Source organism: Blastococcus mobilis (assembly GCF_900188025.1).
In the GTDB taxonomy this organism is placed as follows: domain Bacteria; phylum Actinomycetota; class Actinomycetes; order Mycobacteriales; family Geodermatophilaceae; genus Blastococcus_B; species Blastococcus_B mobilis.
The window spans coordinates 16,423-33,375 of record NZ_FZNO01000014.1; the positions used below are offsets into that span (position 1 = coordinate 16,423).

At 73.7% G+C, this 16,953-nt stretch carries 19 protein-coding genes and 1 tRNA gene; 11 read left to right on the forward strand and 9 right to left on the reverse strand.

Going from position 1 to position 16,953, the window contains the following annotated elements:
- Positions 1 to 308 precede the first annotated feature (308 nt).
- Complete coding sequence (locus tag CHB94_RS13465) at positions 309 to 1,133, reverse strand: hypothetical protein (protein WP_089337086.1); 825 nt, start codon at positions 1,131 to 1,133, stop codon at positions 309 to 311.
- A gap of 384 nt (positions 1,134 to 1,517) precedes the next feature.
- Positions 1,518 to 1,598: transfer RNA gene (locus CHB94_RS13470), tRNA-Leu, on the reverse strand.
- 88 nt (positions 1,599 to 1,686) lie between these two features.
- Between CHB94_RS13470 and CHB94_RS13475 the strand changes: the two genes are divergently transcribed.
- Both CHB94_RS13475 and CHB94_RS13480 read left to right on the forward strand, forming a co-directional pair.
- On the forward strand, positions 1,687 to 1,917 hold the full coding sequence (locus CHB94_RS13475) for a DUF3618 domain-containing protein (RefSeq protein ID WP_089337087.1): 231 nt from the start codon (positions 1,687 to 1,689) through the stop codon (positions 1,915 to 1,917).
- Between the two features lie 82 nt (positions 1,918 to 1,999).
- On the forward strand, positions 2,000 to 2,419 hold the full coding sequence (locus CHB94_RS13480; protein WP_254920625.1) for a DUF427 domain-containing protein: 420 nt from the start codon (positions 2,000 to 2,002) through the stop codon (positions 2,417 to 2,419).
- A 59-nt stretch (positions 2,420 to 2,478) separates the two neighbouring features.
- Here CHB94_RS13480 and CHB94_RS13485 read toward each other — a convergent pair whose 3' ends face one another.
- Positions 2,479 to 3,096 carry a TetR/AcrR family transcriptional regulator gene (locus CHB94_RS13485; RefSeq protein WP_089337089.1) on the reverse strand — a complete coding sequence of 206 codons (618 nt, stop codon included), beginning with the start codon at positions 3,094 to 3,096 and terminating at the stop codon, positions 2,479 to 2,481.
- A 138-nt stretch (positions 3,097 to 3,234) separates the two neighbouring features.
- Here CHB94_RS13485 and CHB94_RS13490 point away from each other — a divergent pair, with 138 nt between their 5' ends.
- Positions 3,235 to 4,365 carry an EAL domain-containing protein gene (locus CHB94_RS13490; protein ID WP_089337090.1) on the forward strand — a complete coding sequence of 377 codons (1,131 nt, stop codon included), beginning with the start codon at positions 3,235 to 3,237 and terminating at the stop codon, positions 4,363 to 4,365.
- On the opposite strand, the gene CHB94_RS13495 is transcribed toward CHB94_RS13490, so the two are convergent.
- Entirely contained in the window at positions 4,343 to 4,924 is a 582-nt protein-coding gene (locus tag CHB94_RS13495) for a histidine phosphatase family protein (protein WP_089337091.1), read from the reverse strand. The two genes, CHB94_RS13490 and CHB94_RS13495, sit on opposite strands and share 23 nt — an antisense overlap.
- 134 nt (positions 4,925 to 5,058) lie before the next feature.
- Here CHB94_RS13495 and CHB94_RS13500 point away from each other — a divergent pair, with 134 nt between their 5' ends.
- Positions 5,059 to 5,913, forward strand: a complete 855-nt coding sequence (locus CHB94_RS13500) for an aldo/keto reductase (protein WP_089337092.1) — start codon at positions 5,059 to 5,061, stop codon at positions 5,911 to 5,913.
- A gap of 3 nt (positions 5,914 to 5,916) precedes the next feature.
- Here CHB94_RS13500 and CHB94_RS13505 read toward each other — a convergent pair whose 3' ends face one another.
- The gene (locus CHB94_RS13505) at positions 5,917 to 6,357 is read right to left on the reverse strand and encodes an STAS domain-containing protein (RefSeq protein ID WP_089337093.1); all 441 of its coding nucleotides are present in this window, start codon (positions 6,355 to 6,357) and stop codon (positions 5,917 to 5,919) included.
- A gap of 192 nt (positions 6,358 to 6,549) precedes the next feature.
- Here CHB94_RS13505 and CHB94_RS13510 point away from each other — a divergent pair, with 192 nt between their 5' ends.
- The 3 genes from CHB94_RS13510 (at position 6,550) to CHB94_RS13520 (ending at position 9,974) form a co-directional block, all read left to right on the forward strand.
- Positions 6,550 to 7,758 carry an acyl-CoA dehydrogenase family protein gene (locus CHB94_RS13510; protein WP_089337094.1) on the forward strand — a complete coding sequence of 403 codons (1,209 nt, stop codon included), beginning with the start codon at positions 6,550 to 6,552 and terminating at the stop codon, positions 7,756 to 7,758.
- Between the two features lie 113 nt (positions 7,759 to 7,871).
- Complete coding sequence (locus CHB94_RS13515) at positions 7,872 to 8,420, forward strand: PaaI family thioesterase (RefSeq protein WP_176445554.1); 549 nt, start codon at positions 7,872 to 7,874, stop codon at positions 8,418 to 8,420.
- Between the two features lie 186 nt (positions 8,421 to 8,606).
- Positions 8,607 to 9,974 carry an AAA family ATPase gene (locus tag CHB94_RS13520; RefSeq protein ID WP_089337096.1) on the forward strand — a complete coding sequence of 456 codons (1,368 nt, stop codon included), beginning with the start codon at positions 8,607 to 8,609 and terminating at the stop codon, positions 9,972 to 9,974.
- A gap of 4 nt (positions 9,975 to 9,978) precedes the next feature.
- Here CHB94_RS13520 and CHB94_RS13525 read toward each other — a convergent pair whose 3' ends face one another.
- The 3 genes from CHB94_RS13525 to CHB94_RS13535 all read right to left on the reverse strand — a co-directional run bounded on the left by CHB94_RS13525 (position 9,979) and on the right by CHB94_RS13535 (position 13,427).
- Complete coding sequence (locus tag CHB94_RS13525) at positions 9,979 to 11,097, reverse strand: NAD-dependent epimerase/dehydratase family protein (RefSeq protein WP_089337097.1); 1,119 nt, start codon at positions 11,095 to 11,097, stop codon at positions 9,979 to 9,981.
- Positions 11,061 to 12,509 carry an MFS transporter gene (locus CHB94_RS26190; RefSeq protein WP_438264942.1) on the reverse strand — a complete coding sequence of 483 codons (1,449 nt, stop codon included), beginning with the start codon at positions 12,507 to 12,509 and terminating at the stop codon, positions 11,061 to 11,063. The genes CHB94_RS13525 and CHB94_RS26190 overlap by 37 nt, the downstream gene beginning before the upstream one ends.
- Positions 12,510 to 12,596: 87 nt before the next feature.
- Positions 12,597 to 13,427, reverse strand: coding sequence for an alpha/beta fold hydrolase (locus tag CHB94_RS13535; protein ID WP_089337098.1), 831 nt, complete (start codon positions 13,425 to 13,427; stop codon positions 12,597 to 12,599).
- A 200-nt stretch (positions 13,428 to 13,627) separates the two neighbouring features.
- Here CHB94_RS13535 and idi point away from each other — a divergent pair, with 200 nt between their 5' ends.
- The 4 genes from idi (at position 13,628) to CHB94_RS13555 (ending at position 16,255) form a co-directional block, all read left to right on the forward strand.
- Positions 13,628 to 14,155, forward strand: a complete 528-nt coding sequence (gene idi, locus CHB94_RS13540; RefSeq protein ID WP_089337099.1) for an isopentenyl-diphosphate Delta-isomerase — start codon at positions 13,628 to 13,630, stop codon at positions 14,153 to 14,155.
- A gap of 118 nt (positions 14,156 to 14,273) precedes the next feature.
- Positions 14,274 to 15,092, forward strand: coding sequence for a polysaccharide deacetylase family protein (locus CHB94_RS13545; protein WP_089337100.1), 819 nt, complete (start codon positions 14,274 to 14,276; stop codon positions 15,090 to 15,092).
- 78 nt (positions 15,093 to 15,170) lie between these two features.
- Positions 15,171 to 15,950 (forward strand): SDR family NAD(P)-dependent oxidoreductase, encoded by a 780-nt coding sequence (locus CHB94_RS13550; protein ID WP_089337101.1) that lies wholly within the window; start codon positions 15,171 to 15,173, stop codon positions 15,948 to 15,950.
- Entirely contained in the window at positions 15,947 to 16,255 is a 309-nt protein-coding gene (locus CHB94_RS13555; RefSeq protein ID WP_254920626.1) for a hypothetical protein, read from the forward strand. The genes CHB94_RS13550 and CHB94_RS13555 overlap by 4 nt, the downstream gene beginning before the upstream one ends.
- A 24-nt stretch (positions 16,256 to 16,279) precedes the next feature.
- Here the strand turns inward: CHB94_RS13555 and CHB94_RS13560 are convergent, their stop codons facing one another.
- Entirely contained in the window at positions 16,280 to 16,900 is a 621-nt protein-coding gene (locus CHB94_RS13560) for a biliverdin-producing heme oxygenase (protein WP_089337102.1), read from the reverse strand.
- Positions 16,901 to 16,953 lie beyond the last annotated feature (53 nt).

Below are 16,953 nucleotides of genomic sequence, written 5' to 3' on the forward strand. Positions count from 1 at the left end.
GCACCCCGCAGAGTAGCGCGATACCCGTGTCCGAACCGGCGACGCCGGGGCGGGCCCGTTCCGCTGCCGATGGCGATCCCGCGAGCCGTCCTGCCCCGCCTTCCTTCTTGCTGCGGCCGAGAACCAGGCTGGGAGCCGGCTGCTGCGCGGGGGCGGGATGATTCCGGGCGTCGTTGACTTCGCGCACTATCTCGGCTCGGCTGCGAGTCGCCCAGGGCTACTTCCTGTGCCGCGCGATGCCGGCCGACCAGTTGGAGGCGGGGTTCGGCGCCGGTCGCCGTCCGGACCTGACCGGGTCCGCGCGGCCGTCAGGGGGTCGGGTCGGCCTCGTCGTTCGGCGCCTGCGACGTCTTCGGCGCCTCGGAGGAGGGCTCCTCGGTCGGCTCGACGTCCGTCGGCTCCTCTGGCGCGCCCGTCGTCGGCGTGGTCGACGTGGTGGGCGCGGTCGGCGACGCCGAGTCCTCACCATCGGTCCCGGGGCCCTCCGTGTCCGGGGCGTCGGGCGCAGGCGCCTCACTGGTCGGGGTCGCCGGCGCGGTGGGTGCCGGTTCCGGGGTCGAGTCGTCGTCCGACGTCGAGGCGTCGTGGGTGAGCGTGCCGAGCGTCGTCGGCCGCGATGTCTCCGTGACGCCGACGATCGCGGATACCGGCTGCTTCGAGACCAGCTCGATCCCGGTGACGATCCCCATGGCCAGCACGAACACCGCGGCCGCGTAGGCGGCGATCCGCGGCCAGCGGATGCGCGCGCGCCGCTGGGGTGGGCGGCGCGGGTCGAGTTGGGCGGGCAGCACGGCGGTGGCCGGGCCGTCAGAGGGCTGCACCGCCGTCCGGCGCGTGACCTGCTGGCGCACCTGACGCAGCCGCTCGTTGGTCTTCTGCAGGGACTGGCTGTACAGCGTGGCGCTCACCGTGCTGATCACGCTGGCGACCGCCGCGCCGATCAGCGTGCCGGCCACCCCGAAGAACGAGGCCACGACGGCGGAGGAGACCGCGGCCAGGGCACCCGCGCTCAGCTGGACGACGCTGAGGCGAGCGCCCGAGGGCTTGTTCTCGTCGTCCTTCTTGCCGGGTTCGTCGAACTTCTTGCCGGGTTCGTCGGGCCGGTCGGTGCTCTCGGTGCGTGGCGTGGTCATGGGCTCCGAGGGGGGTCGGGTCCGGAGGACGTGCTCCGGTGGACGCGGCCTAGGTCCGGCGGCGTCGCGCGCCCGGCCTTTGTCCACGATACGGCGGCCGGACGGTCGACTGCGGGTCCGATCTCCCCTCGGAGCGGCCTGACCTGCGCAAAGACAGCGATGTGATTCGCACGACACGTCGGTGGGTGGGGTCGGCCGCCCCGGACGCGGTCGGGTGAGGGCGCCGAGCCGGCCGGCCAGTACGAGCGCCGCGCCGACGCCGGCGATGACGGCCGCGCGCGGCGGTGGAGGAGGGCGTGCCGTAGATGGAGGTGAACCCGGCCAGCGCGCCGGCCCGAGCAGGCCGGTGCTCCATCCGGCGGCCGGCCAGGCGATTCAGTCGAGTGCGGGAGGGGGGAGTCGAACCCCCACGCCCGAAGGCACCAGATCCTAAGTCTGGCGTGGCTGCCGTTACACCACTCCCGCGCGGTATCGCAGTCTAGGAGTACCCCCGGCAGGGTGCCCCGAAGTTGCCGGCCGAGCTGGACGGCGGATCGTCTGGCAGGCTGTCGCCGTGCCTCGCGACCCACGACAGATCCAGCTGGAGATCGACGCCGCCCGCGAGTCGCTGGCCGCCACGCTGGACCAGCTGACCTACCGGACCAGCCCGACGCGGCTCAAGACCAAGGGCAGGGACGCGGTCCAGCGCTTCCTGCAGACGCCGGCCGGCATGGCCACCGTCGGCGCGGTCGGCCTGCTGCTCACCTTCGCCGTCGTCCAGAAGATCCGGCACCGCAACGACTGACCCCGTGCGCCGCGCCCGTCCTGATCCGATCGGGCCAGGGCAGGAGTCCGTCTGGGACTACCCGCGGCCGCCGTCGGCCCAGGTGAGCACCCGCCGGGTCGTGGTCGAGCTCGGCGGCCGCGTCCTCGCGGACACCGTGCGCGCGGTCCGCGTCTGCGAGACCAGCCACCCGCCGGTGTACTACGTGCCGCGCGAGGACGTCGCCGACGACGTCCTCGAGGAGGCCCGGGGCGGGTCGTGGTGCGAGTGGAAGGGCGAGGCGACCTACTGGGACGCCGTCGTGGACGGCCGACGTGTTCCCGCCGTCGGCTGGTCCTACGAGGACCCGAGCCCCGGCTTCGAGCAGCTGCGCGGCGCTGTCGCCTTCTACCCCGGCCGCGTCGACCGGGCGACCGTCGACGGTGAACTGGTCCGGCCGCAGGCCGGCGGCTTCTACGGCGGTTGGATCACCGACGAGGTCGTCGGGCCCTTCAAGGGCGACGCGGGCACCTCGGGCTGGTAGCCCCGCAACGCAACGAGCGCCCCTCCCGTTCCGGGAGCGGGCGCTCGGCAGAGGCTCGATCAGACGGCGGTGCTGCGAATCAGCGGCATGATGATCGTGTCGAGGATCTGGTCGGCGTAGGCCTCGTCCACCGGCTCGCCGGTGAGCAGCCAGCGCTGCACGAGCGGAGCGCTCGCGGCCTCGCCGATGAGGGTTCCGGACACCTCCGGGCGGATCTCTCCCCGCTCCTGTGCCTGCTGCCACACCTGGTCGAAGGCGGTCCGCCATTCCGCGAGAGGACCGTCGCGGAACGCCTCGGCCAGCGCTGGCTCGTGCGGCACGGTCGAGAGCAGGGACAGCGTGGCCGCGCCTGCCGGGCCGGTGACGATGGCGAGCAGCGACCGCAGCAGGGCCCGGAGATCACCCTCGAGCGTGCCGGTGGTCGGCGGGGCCGCCTGCGCCCGGTTGAGCCCGGAGATGGTGTCGACGACCAGGTCCTGCTTGGTGCGCCAGCGGCGGTAGATCGTCGCCTTTCCGACGCCGGCCTCCGACGCAACGGCGTCCATGGTCAACGCGCCGTAGCCCACGTCCCCCAGCAGCCGCAGGATCGCGGCGCGGATGACGCTGTCCCGGCTGGGGTCGCGCGGGCGGCCACCACGACTGGGGCGGATGGCGTCGCTCGTAGCGGAACCGGACATGCCGAAACCTTAGACAATAAAGATACGAACGTTCCACAACTCCACCGCGAGTCGTCCGTGTGATCACCGGCACGGGCGCATGTCCCGGACGCCGCGCGCCTGCCCGCCGGGGCCGGGACGGTGAGTCATCCTGCGGACGTGGGAACCATCTGCGGTGGGGTCTGTGGGTGCCGCCAGAACTGGGAGGTGCCGGGGGCGGCTACCCGTGCCCTGCTGGCGACCTCCATCGGCCACGTGCTGCCGACCGTCGCGCGCCTCGCGAAGGCCCTGGGCATGACCGTCTACTCGTCCCCCCAACTGGTCGACATCCTCGACGACCGCGGAGGCAGACGGCTCGACGTCCTCTTCCAGCGGCTCGCCCGCGAGCTCACGGCCGCCGAGACCGAGGCCCTGCGGGTGGTCGCCGATCCGCCCGCGGAGGGCGCCGCACTCACCGCGCGGCTGCTGACCGCTCCGTCACTGGCGGTGGAGCTGGCTCGCCGCGGCGTGACCGTCGAGGTCGGGGTCCTCGCCGAGGCGGAGTTCTGGTCGGTCTACCAGCCGATCGTCTCCCTCGCCGACCGCTCCGTCGTCGCGCACGAGGCGCTGCTGCGCGGGGTCGTGGACGACCGGGAGGTCGGCGGCGGGGACCTCTTCTTCGTGGCCGAGCAGGCGGGTTGGCTGCACCGGCTGGACCGCATCGGCCGGGAGTCCGCGATCGCCGGTGCCGTGCCGTGGCTCGGTGACGACGACCTGTTCGTCAACTTCAACCCGGCGTCCATCTTCCGGCCGCAGGTCTGCCTGGCCAGCACCGAGCGCGTCGTCCACGACGCCGGCATCGACCCGGAGCAGCTGGTCTTCGAGGTCGTCGAGTCCCACGCCATCGCCGACCGCGGCCACCTCGTCTCGATCCTCGACCACTACCGATCGCTGCGCTGGCGGGTGGCGCTGGACGACGTCGGCGCGGGCTGGTCGAGCCTGTCGCTGCTGGCCGCCGTCCGCCCCGACGTGGTCAAGCTCGACAGGCGCCTGGTCCAGGAGCTGCCCGACGACGGCGCCCGCACCGTCCTCAAGGCGGTGACCGACCTGGCCCACAAGCTAGGAGCGGTGGTGGTCGCCGAGGGGATCGAGACCGAACGGCTGGCCGAGGAGGTGACCGTGCTGGGCGCCGACATGGGCCAGGGCTGGCTGTTCGGCCGGCCGGTGCGCCCCGATCCACCGGTCGAGGAGCCCGAAGGTCGCTGGCAGCCGGTCGTGCGGACGCCGGTCAGTGGAGCGCCCAGCCGGTGAGCACCGGCCGGGCGTGCTCGTGCCCGAGGATGCCGTAGGCCCCCGCGGGCATGGCGAACAGCGCTCCGGCGGCGGGTTCGAGGCCGAGCCAGCGGGCGGTCAGGATGCGGAGCACGTGCCCGTGGGCGAGCAGCAGGACGTCACCGCTCGGCAGGCGTTCCCGCGCGCGGGCGAGGACCCGGTCCACCCGCTTCCCGACGTCCGCGAGGGTCTCGCCGGGGCTGTCTCCCGGGATCGTGCCGTCGACCCAGATCGACCACACCCTGCCGAGCTCTTGGCTGATCTCCACCGTCGTCCGTCCCTCGTAGCCGCCGTAGTCCAGCTCCACGAGGTCCTGCTCGACGGCCGTCGGCACCAGGCCGGCGAGCTCCGCGGTCCGGCGGGCCCGCTGTCGCGGGCTGACCCACACCTCGGCGAACGACCGATCGGCCAGCGATGTCCGCAGGCTCCGCGCTTGTTCCTCGCCCTCGGGCAGGAGCGGGAGGTCGGTGATGCTCGTGTGCTGTCCGCTGCGGCTCCACTCCGTCTGCCCGTGCCGCAGCACCACGATCTCGCCCATCGGGTCTCCTGACTCTCGTGTGGCCGCTCACATCCGACGGCGGGCGGGAAGACGGGCGCGGGGTTCCGCGCTGCCGGGAAGAGTGCCCCGACGGCGACCGCCGCGGGGGTGAGTCGAACTTCCTGGGGGAATCCATGACCACGGTCGCGCCCGCTGACACCTTCTCCATCGGCGGCGATCTGCCCGTCCACCGGCTCGGCTACGGCGCCATGCAGCTGCCCGGCCCCGGCGTCTGGGGTGAGCCCGCCGATCACGCCGCCGCCGTCCGCGTCGTCCGCGCCGCGGTCGAGCAGGGTGTGGACTTCATCGACACCGCCGACTCCTACGGCCCTGTCGTCAGCGAGCGGATCATCGCCGAGGCGCTGCACCCGTACCCGGAGCAGCTGGTGATCGGCACCAAGGCGGGTCTGGTGCGCACCGGTCCGGGGGAGTGGCACCCGGTCGGCCGCCCGGCCTACCTCAAGCAGCAGGTCGAGCTCTCCCTGCGCACCCTGAGGCTGGAGCGCATCGACCTCATCCAGCTGCACCGCATCGACGGCGAGGTGCCGCTGGCCGACCAGCTGGGTGCCTTCAAGGAGCTGCAGGAGCAGGGCAAGGTGCGCCACATCGGCGTCTCGGAGGTCTCGGTCGAGGAGCTGAAGGCCGCCCGCGAGATCGTCGACGTGGTCAGCGTGCAGAACCTCTACAACCTGACCAACCGGCAGAGCCAGGACGTCCTGGACTACGCCACCGCCGAGGGCATCGCGTTCATCCCGTGGTTCCCGATCGCCACCGGTGATCTCGCCGCTCCCGACAGCCCGGTCGCCGACATCGCCCGTGAGCTGGGGGCGACCCCGTCCCAGGTCGCGCTGGCCTGGCTGCTGCAGAAGTCGCCGGTCGTGCTGCCCATCCCGGGCACCAAGTCAGTGGAGCACCTCGCCGAGAACCTGGGTGCGGCGCGACTGGCGCTCTCCGACGAGGACATGACCCGCCTGGACGCGCTGGCCTGACGGTCAGCACCCCAGAGCGGCCGCCGGCGCGCCGCGCGTGGGCGCGGGGCGCCGGCTCGCCGCGCGAGGGGCCGGCGCCCCGGCTGGGTGTGTCCCGCGAGTGGCCGCCGGATCGGCGGCGGCCGCCGGGACGCCGTCGAGCTGCAGTCGCCCGGCGAGGTTGGCCATGCCGATCAGGCGCCGGGTCGCCGGCAGCGCGCCGACGATGCGGCAGGCGCGGCCGGCTGCGGACAGCTCCCGCGTGAAGCCGGCCAGTGCGTGCAGCCCCGAGCAGTCCCAGAAGTGGGCACGGGCGACGTCGACGACGATCTGCCGCGTGTTCAGTTCCGCCGCCCGGGTGAGGACGTCGGTGACCTGTGGCGCGGTGGACAGGTCCGTGTCGCCGACGAGCCGGACCACCACCTGGTCGGGCGCGGGGACGAGAGCGGCGTTGAACTGGGGCATCGCGCCTCCAGCGACTCGGTGACGTCGGCCGCCGCGCCTCCAGCGACTCGGCGACGCCCGACCTTAGGTCGACCTCCGGCGTCTTCACAACGTAGAGCAACACATCGGCTGCGCGACGTTCCGAACGCGCTGCAGCCGGCGTCGGCGGGCCCCGGCAGCGCCCCGCGGCACCGGACGCGTCACCATGGCCGCGTGGACGCTGAAGACTTCCGCCAGATCCGGGACGCCGTGCGCCAGCTGGTCCGTGAGTCCGTCGTCCCCCGCGAGGAACAGATCGAGGACGAGGACCGCATCCCCGACGACCTGCGGGCCCGGGCCGCGGACATGGGGCTGTTCGGCTACGCGCTCCCCGAGGAGTACGGCGGACTGGGCGTGACCATGAGCGAGGACGTCGCGCTCGCGATGGAGTTCGGGTACACGACGCCCGCCTTCCGTTCCCTCTTCGGCACGAACAACGGCATCTCCGGCCAGGTGATCGCCAAGTTCGGCAGCGACGAACAGAAGAAGGCCTACCTTCCCCGCATGGCCGCCGGCGAGTTGATCGGCTCGTTCGCGCTCACCGAGGCCGAGGCCGGCTCCGACCCGGCCGGGTTGCGGACCACGGCCCGCCGCGACGGCGACGAGTGGGTCCTCAACGGCAGCAAGCGATACATCACGAACGCTCCACTCGCCGACTTGCTCGTCGTCTTCGCCCGCAGCAACCCCGACGAGCGCGGTGGCCGCGGCATCTCCAGCTTCGTCGTCGAGACCGCCACCCCCGGCGTCACCGTGGGCCCGAGGGACAAGAAGATGGGCCAGGCGGGCGCTTGGACCGCCGAGGTCTTCCTCGACGACGTCCGCGTGCCGGGCGACGCGCTGATCGGCGAGGAGGGCCGCGGGTACTCGAAGGCGCTCACCGTTCTCTCCCGCGGACGGCTGCACATCGCGGCGCTCTGCGTGGGAATGGCGCAGCGGGTCCTCGACGAGTCGGTCGCCTACGCGGCCACGGCCAAGCAGGGCGGTGCGCCGATCGGCCGCTTCCAGCTGGTGCAGGCGATGCTGGCCGACATGCACGCCGAGCTGCTGGCCGGCCGGAGCATGGTGCGCGAGGTCGCCGCCCGTTACGACAGCGGTGAGGACACCTCCGTCGGCCCCTCCTCGGCCAAGCTGTTCTGCACTGAGATGGTCGCGCGCGCCACGGACTCCGCGGTCCAGATCCACGGCGGCATGGGGTACCTGCGGACGACGCCGGTGGAGCGCTTCTACCGGGACGCCCGGCTGTTCCGCCTCTACGAGGGCACCAGTGAGGTGCAGCGGGTGATCATCGGTGGCGCGCTGCTGCGCGAGGCCGGCATGGGACAGGGCCCTCCTGCCCCCCACCACTCGCAAGCTCGCGGCGGGTCCCTGCAGGAGGACCGCTGAGCCCGGACGAGCGCGCCGTCCGCCGGGAGGCCGTCGGCGCGCTCGGCGCCGCGCTGCGGGACCTGGTCGATGCCGCCGTCCGCACGGAGGTCCCGCTCGACGAGCTGGCCGCCGTGACCGAGTCCGCGCGGGAGCTCGCCGCCCGCCTCCGGGCGGACAGTCGCGGGCTGCACGACATCGCCACCGTCGACGACCCCGAGATCGGCGAGCGCTGGTACAGCCCCGTCTACGGACCGGGCAATCCGGTGGCCCCGCCGATCGTGGCCACGGATTCCTCCGACGGTCGCGCAAGGGGCCGGGTGACCGTCGGGAAGACGCACGAGGGACCGCCCGGCCTGGTCCACGGCGGGGTCGTCGCCACCCTGCTCGATCACGTGCTGGCCCGGGCGGTGCGGGCCGCCGGCCGGGGCGGGCTGACGGCGACGCTGACGGTCACCTACCGGCGGCCGGTGCCGCTGGGCGTGCCGCTGATGGCCACGGCCGAGATGGGAACCACGGACGGGCGGCGCACGACGGCGACCGCCCGCCTGGTGGCCGAGGACGACCCGTCCACCACGCTCGCCGAGGCCGAGGGGCTCTTCATCGCGCTGCGCCCGGAGCGCGCTGCCGACGTGTTCGCGCCGACCGGGCGCAGCGTCGCCGCCTGGACCACCCGCACCTGAGAAAGCTCGCACCTGAGAAAGCTCCGCGAGATCCCCGACGGTTCCGCTACTGTCCGCCTCCCCAGCAGATCGGGAGGACGTAGTGGCCGGCCCGGCACACAGCTCGGAGCTTCGACTGACTTCGACGCTTCCCGGCCACCGGCCGACGGTGACCTCAGACCCGAGCTCGCCGACGTCGGCCGGCTCGTGCGCCGCGGGCTCCGCGCGGTCATCGGTGCGGCACGAGCCGAGGAACGGCCCGCCCTCGCCCGGATCGTGGGTGAGCACCTCGGGTCCGGCGGTGACCTGGAGGTCGTCGAGGAGAGCCGGCCCGGCTACGAGCACGTCAACGTGCAGGCCGGCCTGGACGCCTGGCTGACCGGTCCCGGCCGCACCGCCGAACTCGTCGGCGTCGTCGGCTACCAGCACCGCCGGTTCGGCCTGGCCGAGGTGCTCGCCGACGGGAACCGCCAGGCCGATCCGTACGGACCCCGGCCGGGCACCGCGGCGCGGGTGAACCTGGCGTGCGGGCCGGACGGCGAGGTCCGCCCCTGCGTGCGCTGCGGCATCTACCTGGTGACCGAGGGCGACGTCCGGACCGCCGTCCTGCTCCGCGGCCCCGAACCGGAGTCCGGCAACCCCCAGGTGTCGGTGCAGATCGTCAGCAGTGATCCCGGCATGCCCTCCCATGCGGCGGCCGGCATCCGCGACGCGGCGCGGGCGCGCAACGTCTTCCGTGGCCAGGTGCTCTCCTTCGGGCAGGAGATCTTCGGCCACGGCCAGACGCTGCTGCAGTTCCACCGGCGCCCGCGGCTCGCGGCCGGACAGCTGATCCTGGCAGCCGACACCCTCGCCGAGGTGCAGCGCCAGGTCGTCGAGGTCGCCCGGCACAAGGAACGGCTGCTCGCCGCCGGACAGCACCTCAAGCGGGGGCTGCTGCTCTACGGCCCGCCCGGCGTCGGGAAGACCCACACGGTGCGGTACCTCATGAGCAGCCTGGTCGACACCACGGTCATCCAGCTCACCGGTAACCCGCTGCACCTGATCGCCGAGGCCTGCTCGGTGGCACGGGCCCTGCAGCCGGCGATGGTGATCGTCGAGGACGTCGACCTCATCGCCGAGGACCGCGGCATGCACCCGGGCCAGCACCCGCTGCTGTTCCAGCTGTTGAACGAGATGGACGGCCTCGCCGAGGACGCCGACGTCGTCTTCGTCCTGACCACCAACCGGGCCGACCTCCTGGAACCGGCGCTCGCCGCCCGCCCCGGCCGCGTCGACCAGGCCGTGGGACTCCAGTTGCCCGACCTGTCGGCCCGGCGTGCCCTCTTCGAGCTCTACCGCGGCTCGCTGACGGTGGACGTGTCCGGCCTCGACGACGTCCTCGCGCGCACCGAGGGGGTGACCGCTTCGTTCCTCAAGGAGCTGCTGCGTCGGGCCGCGCTGGTGGCGTCGGCCCGCACCACCGGGGACGAGGACCTCGCGGTGTCCGCCGCCGACCTGGAGACCGCTCTCGAGGAGTTGCTCGACACCCGCAACGCCATGACCCGGACGCTCCTCGGCAGCGCCGCGGACTGATCGCTCAGTTCGCGCGGGGGCCGGGTGCGTTGGCGGGCTCACCGGCCGGGTCCAGCGACCGGCCGCCCGCCGGGCGGAGGAGGGGCCCCGGTGCGCCCTCGCCCGTCCCCAGGGCGGCGACGAACTGAGCCAGCACCTCGTCACTGCGGTGGAACGGTGCCCAGTCGAGCATCCTGCGGGCGCGGGAGGTGTCCAGGGCGGGCACCTTCGTGCCGATGTCGAGCCACCCCGGCTCCGTGGGCACCACGTGCGCTGCGAACGCGGCGTGCAGCACCGTGCGCAGGGCCAGCGCCGGAACCGGCACCCGCACCGTGCCCAGCGCCTGCGCGATGGCGCTCGAGTCCAGCAGCGGCTCCGCGGCCAGGTTGAACGGGCCGGGGGCTCGGCGGTCCAGCATCCGCTCCAGGGCGTCGGCGACGTCGTCGGCGTGGACGAAGGAGACAGCCACCGTCGGCAGCGGCAACGGCAGCAGGCGGGCCACCCTGTCGGGCAGCAGCCGGGCTGCGCCGAACAGCCAGGGCCCGAGGAAGTAGCGCCCGATCTCGCTGCTCGCCTCCGGCTGCAGGACCAGCGTCGGGCGGACGACGGTGAGCGTCGTGTCCGGGTGGCGCGCCATCACCTCCCGGACGACGCGCTCCGCCTCGGACTTGTCCCGGCTGTACTGGGCGCTCGGGATACCGGTCGTCGGCCAGTCCTCGGTGACCTTCTGCCCGACCGCGCCGGCGGCGTAGGCGCCGATCGAGGACAGGTGCACGAACTGGCCGACCCCCGCTGCGGCGACCGCGCGGGCGACCCTCCGGGTGCCCTCGACGTTGACCCGCCTGAGGTCGTCCGGGCGCCGGCCCGGCTGCAGCGCCCACGCCAGGTGGACGACGGCGTCGACGCCGTCCAGGAACTCGGCGAGCACCTCCTCGCTGGCGGCCTCGCCGAGGTCGGCGAGGTGCCAGCGCACCTTCGACCAGGGCGCCACGTCCGGCGGCTGACGGCGTGCCAGGCCGCGGACCTCGGCGACTCCGGCCGTCGGCGCGGTCAGCCGGCGCAGCAGCGCGGTGCCCACGTTCCCGCTCGCGCCGGTGACGGCGACGGTCATCCCCTGGAGGTGGTCGCGGGAGAGCTCAGCCATGCTCTGCCGCTACCCGGTCCGCTGGGCAGCAACCCGCCCGGCCCGCGACGGCTCAGGCGGAGCGCGCCCCGGCCGCGAGGGGTGCGGCGATGGCGTCCTCGAGGGCCTGACCGCGGCGCTCGGGCAGCCACCACGTGGCCAGCCCGCCGACGACGAAGAAGGCCGCGAACGTGGCGAAGACCAGCCCCGTTCCGCCGGCGTCCAGCAGCGGCGGCACGCAGAGCGGCGCGGCGATCGAGGCCAGTCGCCCGAAGCCCGCCGCGGCGCCGGCCCCGGTCGCGCGGAGAACGGTCGGGTAGACCTCCGGCGTCACCGCGTACAGGGCGCCCCAGGCGCCGAGGTTGAAGAACGACAGCACCATGCCGGTGAGGGACGGCGGTCTCGCCGTCGGCGGCCGCGAACAGACCGGCCCCCAGGGCGGAGCCCGCGAGGAACGTCGCCAGCGTCGCGCGCCGTCCCCACTTCTCGATCAGGAACGCGGCCACCGCGTACCCCGGGAGCTGGGCCAGCGTGATGACCAGGGTGTAGCCGAACGACCGGACGAGTGAGAACCCGTTGGCCACCAGCAGCGTCGGCAGCCAGATGAAGGCGCCGTAGTAGGCGAAGTTGATGCTGAACCAGACGACCCAGAGGGCCGCCGTCCGCACGCGGGTACCGGCCGCCCACAGCGCGCGGGGGCCGGGGGGCGCGGTTGGCTCGACCGGGGGTGACTCGACCGGCGCGACGCCCGCTGCCCGTTCGAAGCGGCGGACGGCGGCTTCCGCCTCGTCCACCCGTCCCCGCAGTTCCAGGAACCGCACCGACTCCGGCAGCCCGCGGCGCACGACGACGGCGTAGAGCGCGGGCAGGGCGCCGATGGCCAGCGCCCACCGCCAGCCCGCGTCGCTGCGGGGGACGACGAAGTAGCCGATCAGCGCCGACAGCGTCCAGCCGACCGCCCAGAACGCCTCGAGCAGCACGACCACCCGGCCCCGCACCCGCGCGGGTGCGAACTCGCTGACCAGGGTGGAGGCCACCGGGAGCTCGGCGCCCAGACCGAGGCCGATGAGGAAGCGGAACACCAGCAGCGCCCCGACCGACCAGGACAGGGCCGCGGCGCCGGTCGCCAGCCCGAAGATCAGCAAGGTGATCGCGAAGACCTGGCGTCGTCCGAACCGGTCGGCCAGCAGGCCGCCGAGGGTGGCCCCGAGCGCCATCCCGGCGAACCCGATGGAGCCGATCCAGGACAGCTCGGTGGGGGAGAGCTGCCACTGGACGGCGAGCGCGGCCATGACGAAGGAGATGAGCCCGACGTCCATGGCGTCGAGCGCCCAGCCGAGCCCGGAACCGACCACCAGGCGGCCGTGCTCGCGGGTGAAGGGCAGCCGGTCGAGCCGTTCGGCCCGGGGGAGCGGGGTCGCCGTCGCCGTCATGCCGTGCAGTCTGACAACGCCGTCCGGCTCCCGCGCCGCCAGCCCGGCGACGTCAGCCGCGTCGGTGCAGGTGGACGGCTCGCCGGCTCAGGCGGAGCGCACGTGGGCGGCGACGAGTTCGGCGACCCGGTCGGGGGCGAGCTCGGGGATCCAGTGCGGCACGTCGTCCAGCACCTCGAGCCGGTAGGGCGCGTCGACGTACTGCTCGGTCGCCTCGATCCCGGCGCGACCGAGGAACGCGTCGCCCGTACTCCACACGTGCAACGTGGGCACCCGGATCCTGCCCACGGGGTCCTGTCCGTTCCAGGGGAGCGCCCGGTACCAGCCCAGTGCAGCCGTCAGGGCGCCCGGCTCGCGCATGCGGGCCACGTAGCGGTCGACCGCGTCGTCGGGCAGGCCCGCGCGGCTGAGCACCCAGCGCAGCGCGGCGCCCCTGCCGGCCAGCAGCAGCCGCTCGGGCAGCACGGGGATCTGGAACACCCCGACGTAGTACGAGCGCAGCGCCTGGTCGCTGGTGACCATCGCCTTCGCCATCGCCGCCGGGTGGGGCACCGAGAGCACGCTCAGCGTGCGGACCCGATCCGGGTGCCACGCGCCCAGCGCCCACCCCACGAGCCCGCCCCAGTCGTGGCCGACGACGTGCGCGCTCTTCAGTCCCGCGGCGTCGAGCATGGCCAGGACGTCATCCGTCGTCTCCCGGAGCCGGTAGCGCGACCGCCCGCGCGGCCGGGCCATGGTGCAGTACCCCCGCTGATCCGGCGCGAGGGTGCGCAGCCCGTGCTGATGCAGCGCGGGGGCCACCCGGTTCCAGGCGGTCGAGTCCTGCGGAAAGCCGTGCAGCAGGACGACGGGCTCGCCGTCGGAGGGGCCGGCGTCGAGGACGTCGAAGGTCAGGCCGTCGCGGCGGAAGTTCTCCACGCCCGAGATGGTGCCTTGGGCAAGTGTCGCGACGAGCGGGGCCCCGGAGGGGTCCCCGAGGAACGACGGGCGCCACCCCGCGGAGCGGGTCCCGCGGAGTGGGGGGCCGGAGGCTCCCCCGACGGGGGACGGGAGGGCGCTCAGCGCAGCAGGGGCACGGCACGTGGCCGCGGTGTCGCCCCAAGGGCGACAATGAAGACATGGAGCTGATCGTCCTGGTGGACGACGACGGACAAGCCATCGGCGCCATGCCCAAGCCGCTGGTGCACCATGGCGAGACCCCGTTGCACCGGGCCTTCTCCGCCTACCTCTTCGACGACACCGGCCGGCTGCTGATCACGCGGCGGGCGGTCGACAAGGCGACCTTCCCGGGCATGTGGACCAACACCGTCTGCGGGCACCCCGGTCCGGGTGAGCAGGACGCCGACGCCATCGCCCGGCGGGCGCAGTTCGAGCTCGGCCTGGGCATCGCCGACGTCCGGCCGGCCCTGCCCGGCTACCGCTACCGGGCGGAGTTCCGCGGCGTCGTCGAGAACGAGATCTGCCCCGTCTACCTGGGCCGGTTCACCGGCTCACCGGCGCCCGACGCCACCGAGGTGGAGGAGTGGGAGCTGCTGGACTGGGCGGCCTTCCGCCGGCGGCAGGAGACCGAGGGCGACGCGTGGTCCCCGTGGTGCCGCGAGCAGGCCCGCATGATCGAGGACGCGGGGCTGGTGCCCGCGGTCTGACCCGTAGGCGCCGTCAGCGGCTACGCAGCTCGTCCGTCCGCATGCGTGGCGAAGTGGTGCGGCGCGTCGGTCGCGCGCCTGCCGGAGGCCGCCACCCGACGTGCCTACCGTCCGCGCCATGGAGCGACGCGGGTTCCTGCTCGCCCTCGCGGCCGGTCTGGCCGGTGCGGCCGTGGGCCGGGGCGCGACGGGCCTGACCGACGGCGATCCGGCCCCGCTGGCCGTCTCATCGGGGAGCACCGAGGCCGTCGCGGTGCCCGGCCCTGCTCTGCCACCCTCCCGGGTGGTGCAGGGGCTGCCCGGCAACGGGTCCTCGCTCGCCCTCACCATCGACGACGGGACGAGCACCGAGGTCGTCGCGGCGTACACCGCTTTCGCCGTCGATACCGGGACGCGGCTGACCTTCTTCCCGAACGGCTGCTACCGCTCGTGGAAGGACAACGCGAGGACGCTCCGGCCACTGATCGAGTCCGGTCAGGTGGCGCTGGGCAACCACACATGGTCCCACGCCGACCTGACGACCTTGAGCGATCGCCAGGTCGCCGAGGAGATCGGGCGCAACCGCGACTTCCTGCGCTCGGTCCTCGGCGTGCGGGACAGCCCGTTCTTCCGGCCGCCGTTCGGCGCCCGCAACGAGCGGATCGACCGGATCGCCGCCGACCACGGGCACCCGACCGTCGTGATGTGGAACGGCACGCTGGGGGACTCCCGCGTCGGCACCGCCGCAGCGCTCATGACCGCCGCCCGGGAGTGGTTCACGGCGCAGCGCATCGTCGTCGGACACGCCAACCACGCGACGGTGACGACGCTCTACGGCGATCTGCTGGCGCTGATCGCCGAACGCGGCCTGCACACCGTCACGCTGGCCGACGTCTGGCCCACCCCGGCGCAGCGGCTCCGTGGAGCCACGGTGGAGAGTCACGCAGGCCTCGACTGATCGTCCGTGTCGACCTGCGCCCGGGCGCCGCTTCGGAGAGGCTGTCGGTGAGGCAACCGAACGTGGATGGAGGGGTCGATGGAGGACACCGGTGCCCTGAAGGGCCGGGTCGGGCTGGTCACGGGTGGGGCCAGCGGGCTGGGCCGGGCCACCGCCGTGGCGCTGGCCGAGGCAGGGGCGCACGTGGTGATCGCCGACATCGACGCAGCGGGTAGCGAGGAGACGCGCGCCCGAGTCGCGGAGGCGGGCGGTTCGGCGGAGGTCGTCGCCCTCGACGTGACCGACGACGCGAACCGGCGTGCGGTCATCGCGGACCTCTTCGACCGGCACGGGGACGCGTTCGACGTCCTCGTCAACGTCGCGGGCATCGACCGGCCGGGCTACATCACCGACATCGACCTCGCCGACTACCGCCAGGTGCAGGCGGTCAACTGCGAGGGGCCGGTCTTCCTCACCAGCGAATTCATGAAGCGGGTGCAGCACCTGCCCGAGGGCCGCACGGCCGACGTCGTGCACATCGTGTCGCTGTCGGCGATCACCTCCGGCAGCGGCGCGATCGCCTACAACGGGTCCAAGGCCGGCTTCCTGAACGCCACGAAGTGCATCCAGCGGGAGCTCCGGGAGAAGGCGGTCCGGCAGCCCGACGGCTCCGAGCGGCCGTTCCCCTGCCGCGTGCAGGCAGTCATCCCGGCCGCGATGGACACTCCGATGATGGAGCAGTGGGGCATCCCGGCCCACCTGATGATGCCGCCGTCGGCGGTCGCGGAGATGGTCCGCACGCTGCTGCTGCTGCACCCCTCGAGCTTCGTTCCCGAGATGCAGATCGTGCCCCGGCTGGAGCCAAATTTCCCCCGATGAGCGCTGCACGCGAGGAGGCCGCGATGAGCATGGCCGGACCACAGGGCGACGACCCGGCGAGCGGCATGGCGTCGGGCTCCGACGCGGGTGAGCCGGGTGGTCATCTGGGCCCCGGTGACCTCGATCCCGACGAGGAGCGACTGCTCGCGGCTCTGGAGCGGGACGCGCGCAACCTCGAGGAGACCCCGGTGGAGGAGTCGCTGCAACAGGTGCGCGCGGCCGAGGACGAGGCTCCGCTGCCCGGGGAGGGCGGCCCCGTGGACGACGGGCTGACCCCTCGGTTCACTGCTCCCGACATGGAGTGAGCCAGCGGTTCCGCGGCCCGTCGGTCACGCCCTCGCGGGAGCAAGCGGGCGGCACCATGTGGCGAGCTCCCGGAAGGTGGTCCGCGCCGAATCGAGTATCACGTCGGCGTTCCCCCCGGCGGCCACGCGGTCGCGGGTCACCCGCCGGAAGGCCTCCCACATCGACCCGGTCTCCGGGCCGTACGGGGAGAAGGCCCGGATGCGGACGTCCGACAGATGCGGCAGCGAGGCCAGGTGCCGGTCGATGAAGGTGCCCCCGAGCGTGGAGCCCTCCAGCACGTAGAGCCGGCCCAGGGCGTGATCGGTGTCGGCCACCGGGGGCAGCTGCGGCAGGGCCGCCGTCACGCTCGCGCCGAGGGCGTGGAGGTCGGCGGCGAAGAGCGCGGCCCGCCGGCGGCGCGGCCATGCGACCTCGTCGGCGTGGGCCGGGGTGCCCGCCGCCCAGACGTCCAGACCGGCCTCCGCGGCGACCCAGAAGCCGTGCATGCGACCGAGGACCTCGACGAGCCGGGCCCGCCCCAGCCCTGGGCTGAGCAGGTCGAGGGTGCGCTCGACGTCCTCGTGTTCGTCGGCCGTGCCGGTGCGCAGTCTGCGCAGGACGTCGTCGTTCCCGTCGGTGGGCGCCTCCGTGCCTGCCGCAGCCATCCGGGCGAGCGTAGGTGACCGGCCGCCGTGGATGCCGTGCTGGTCAGGAAGGC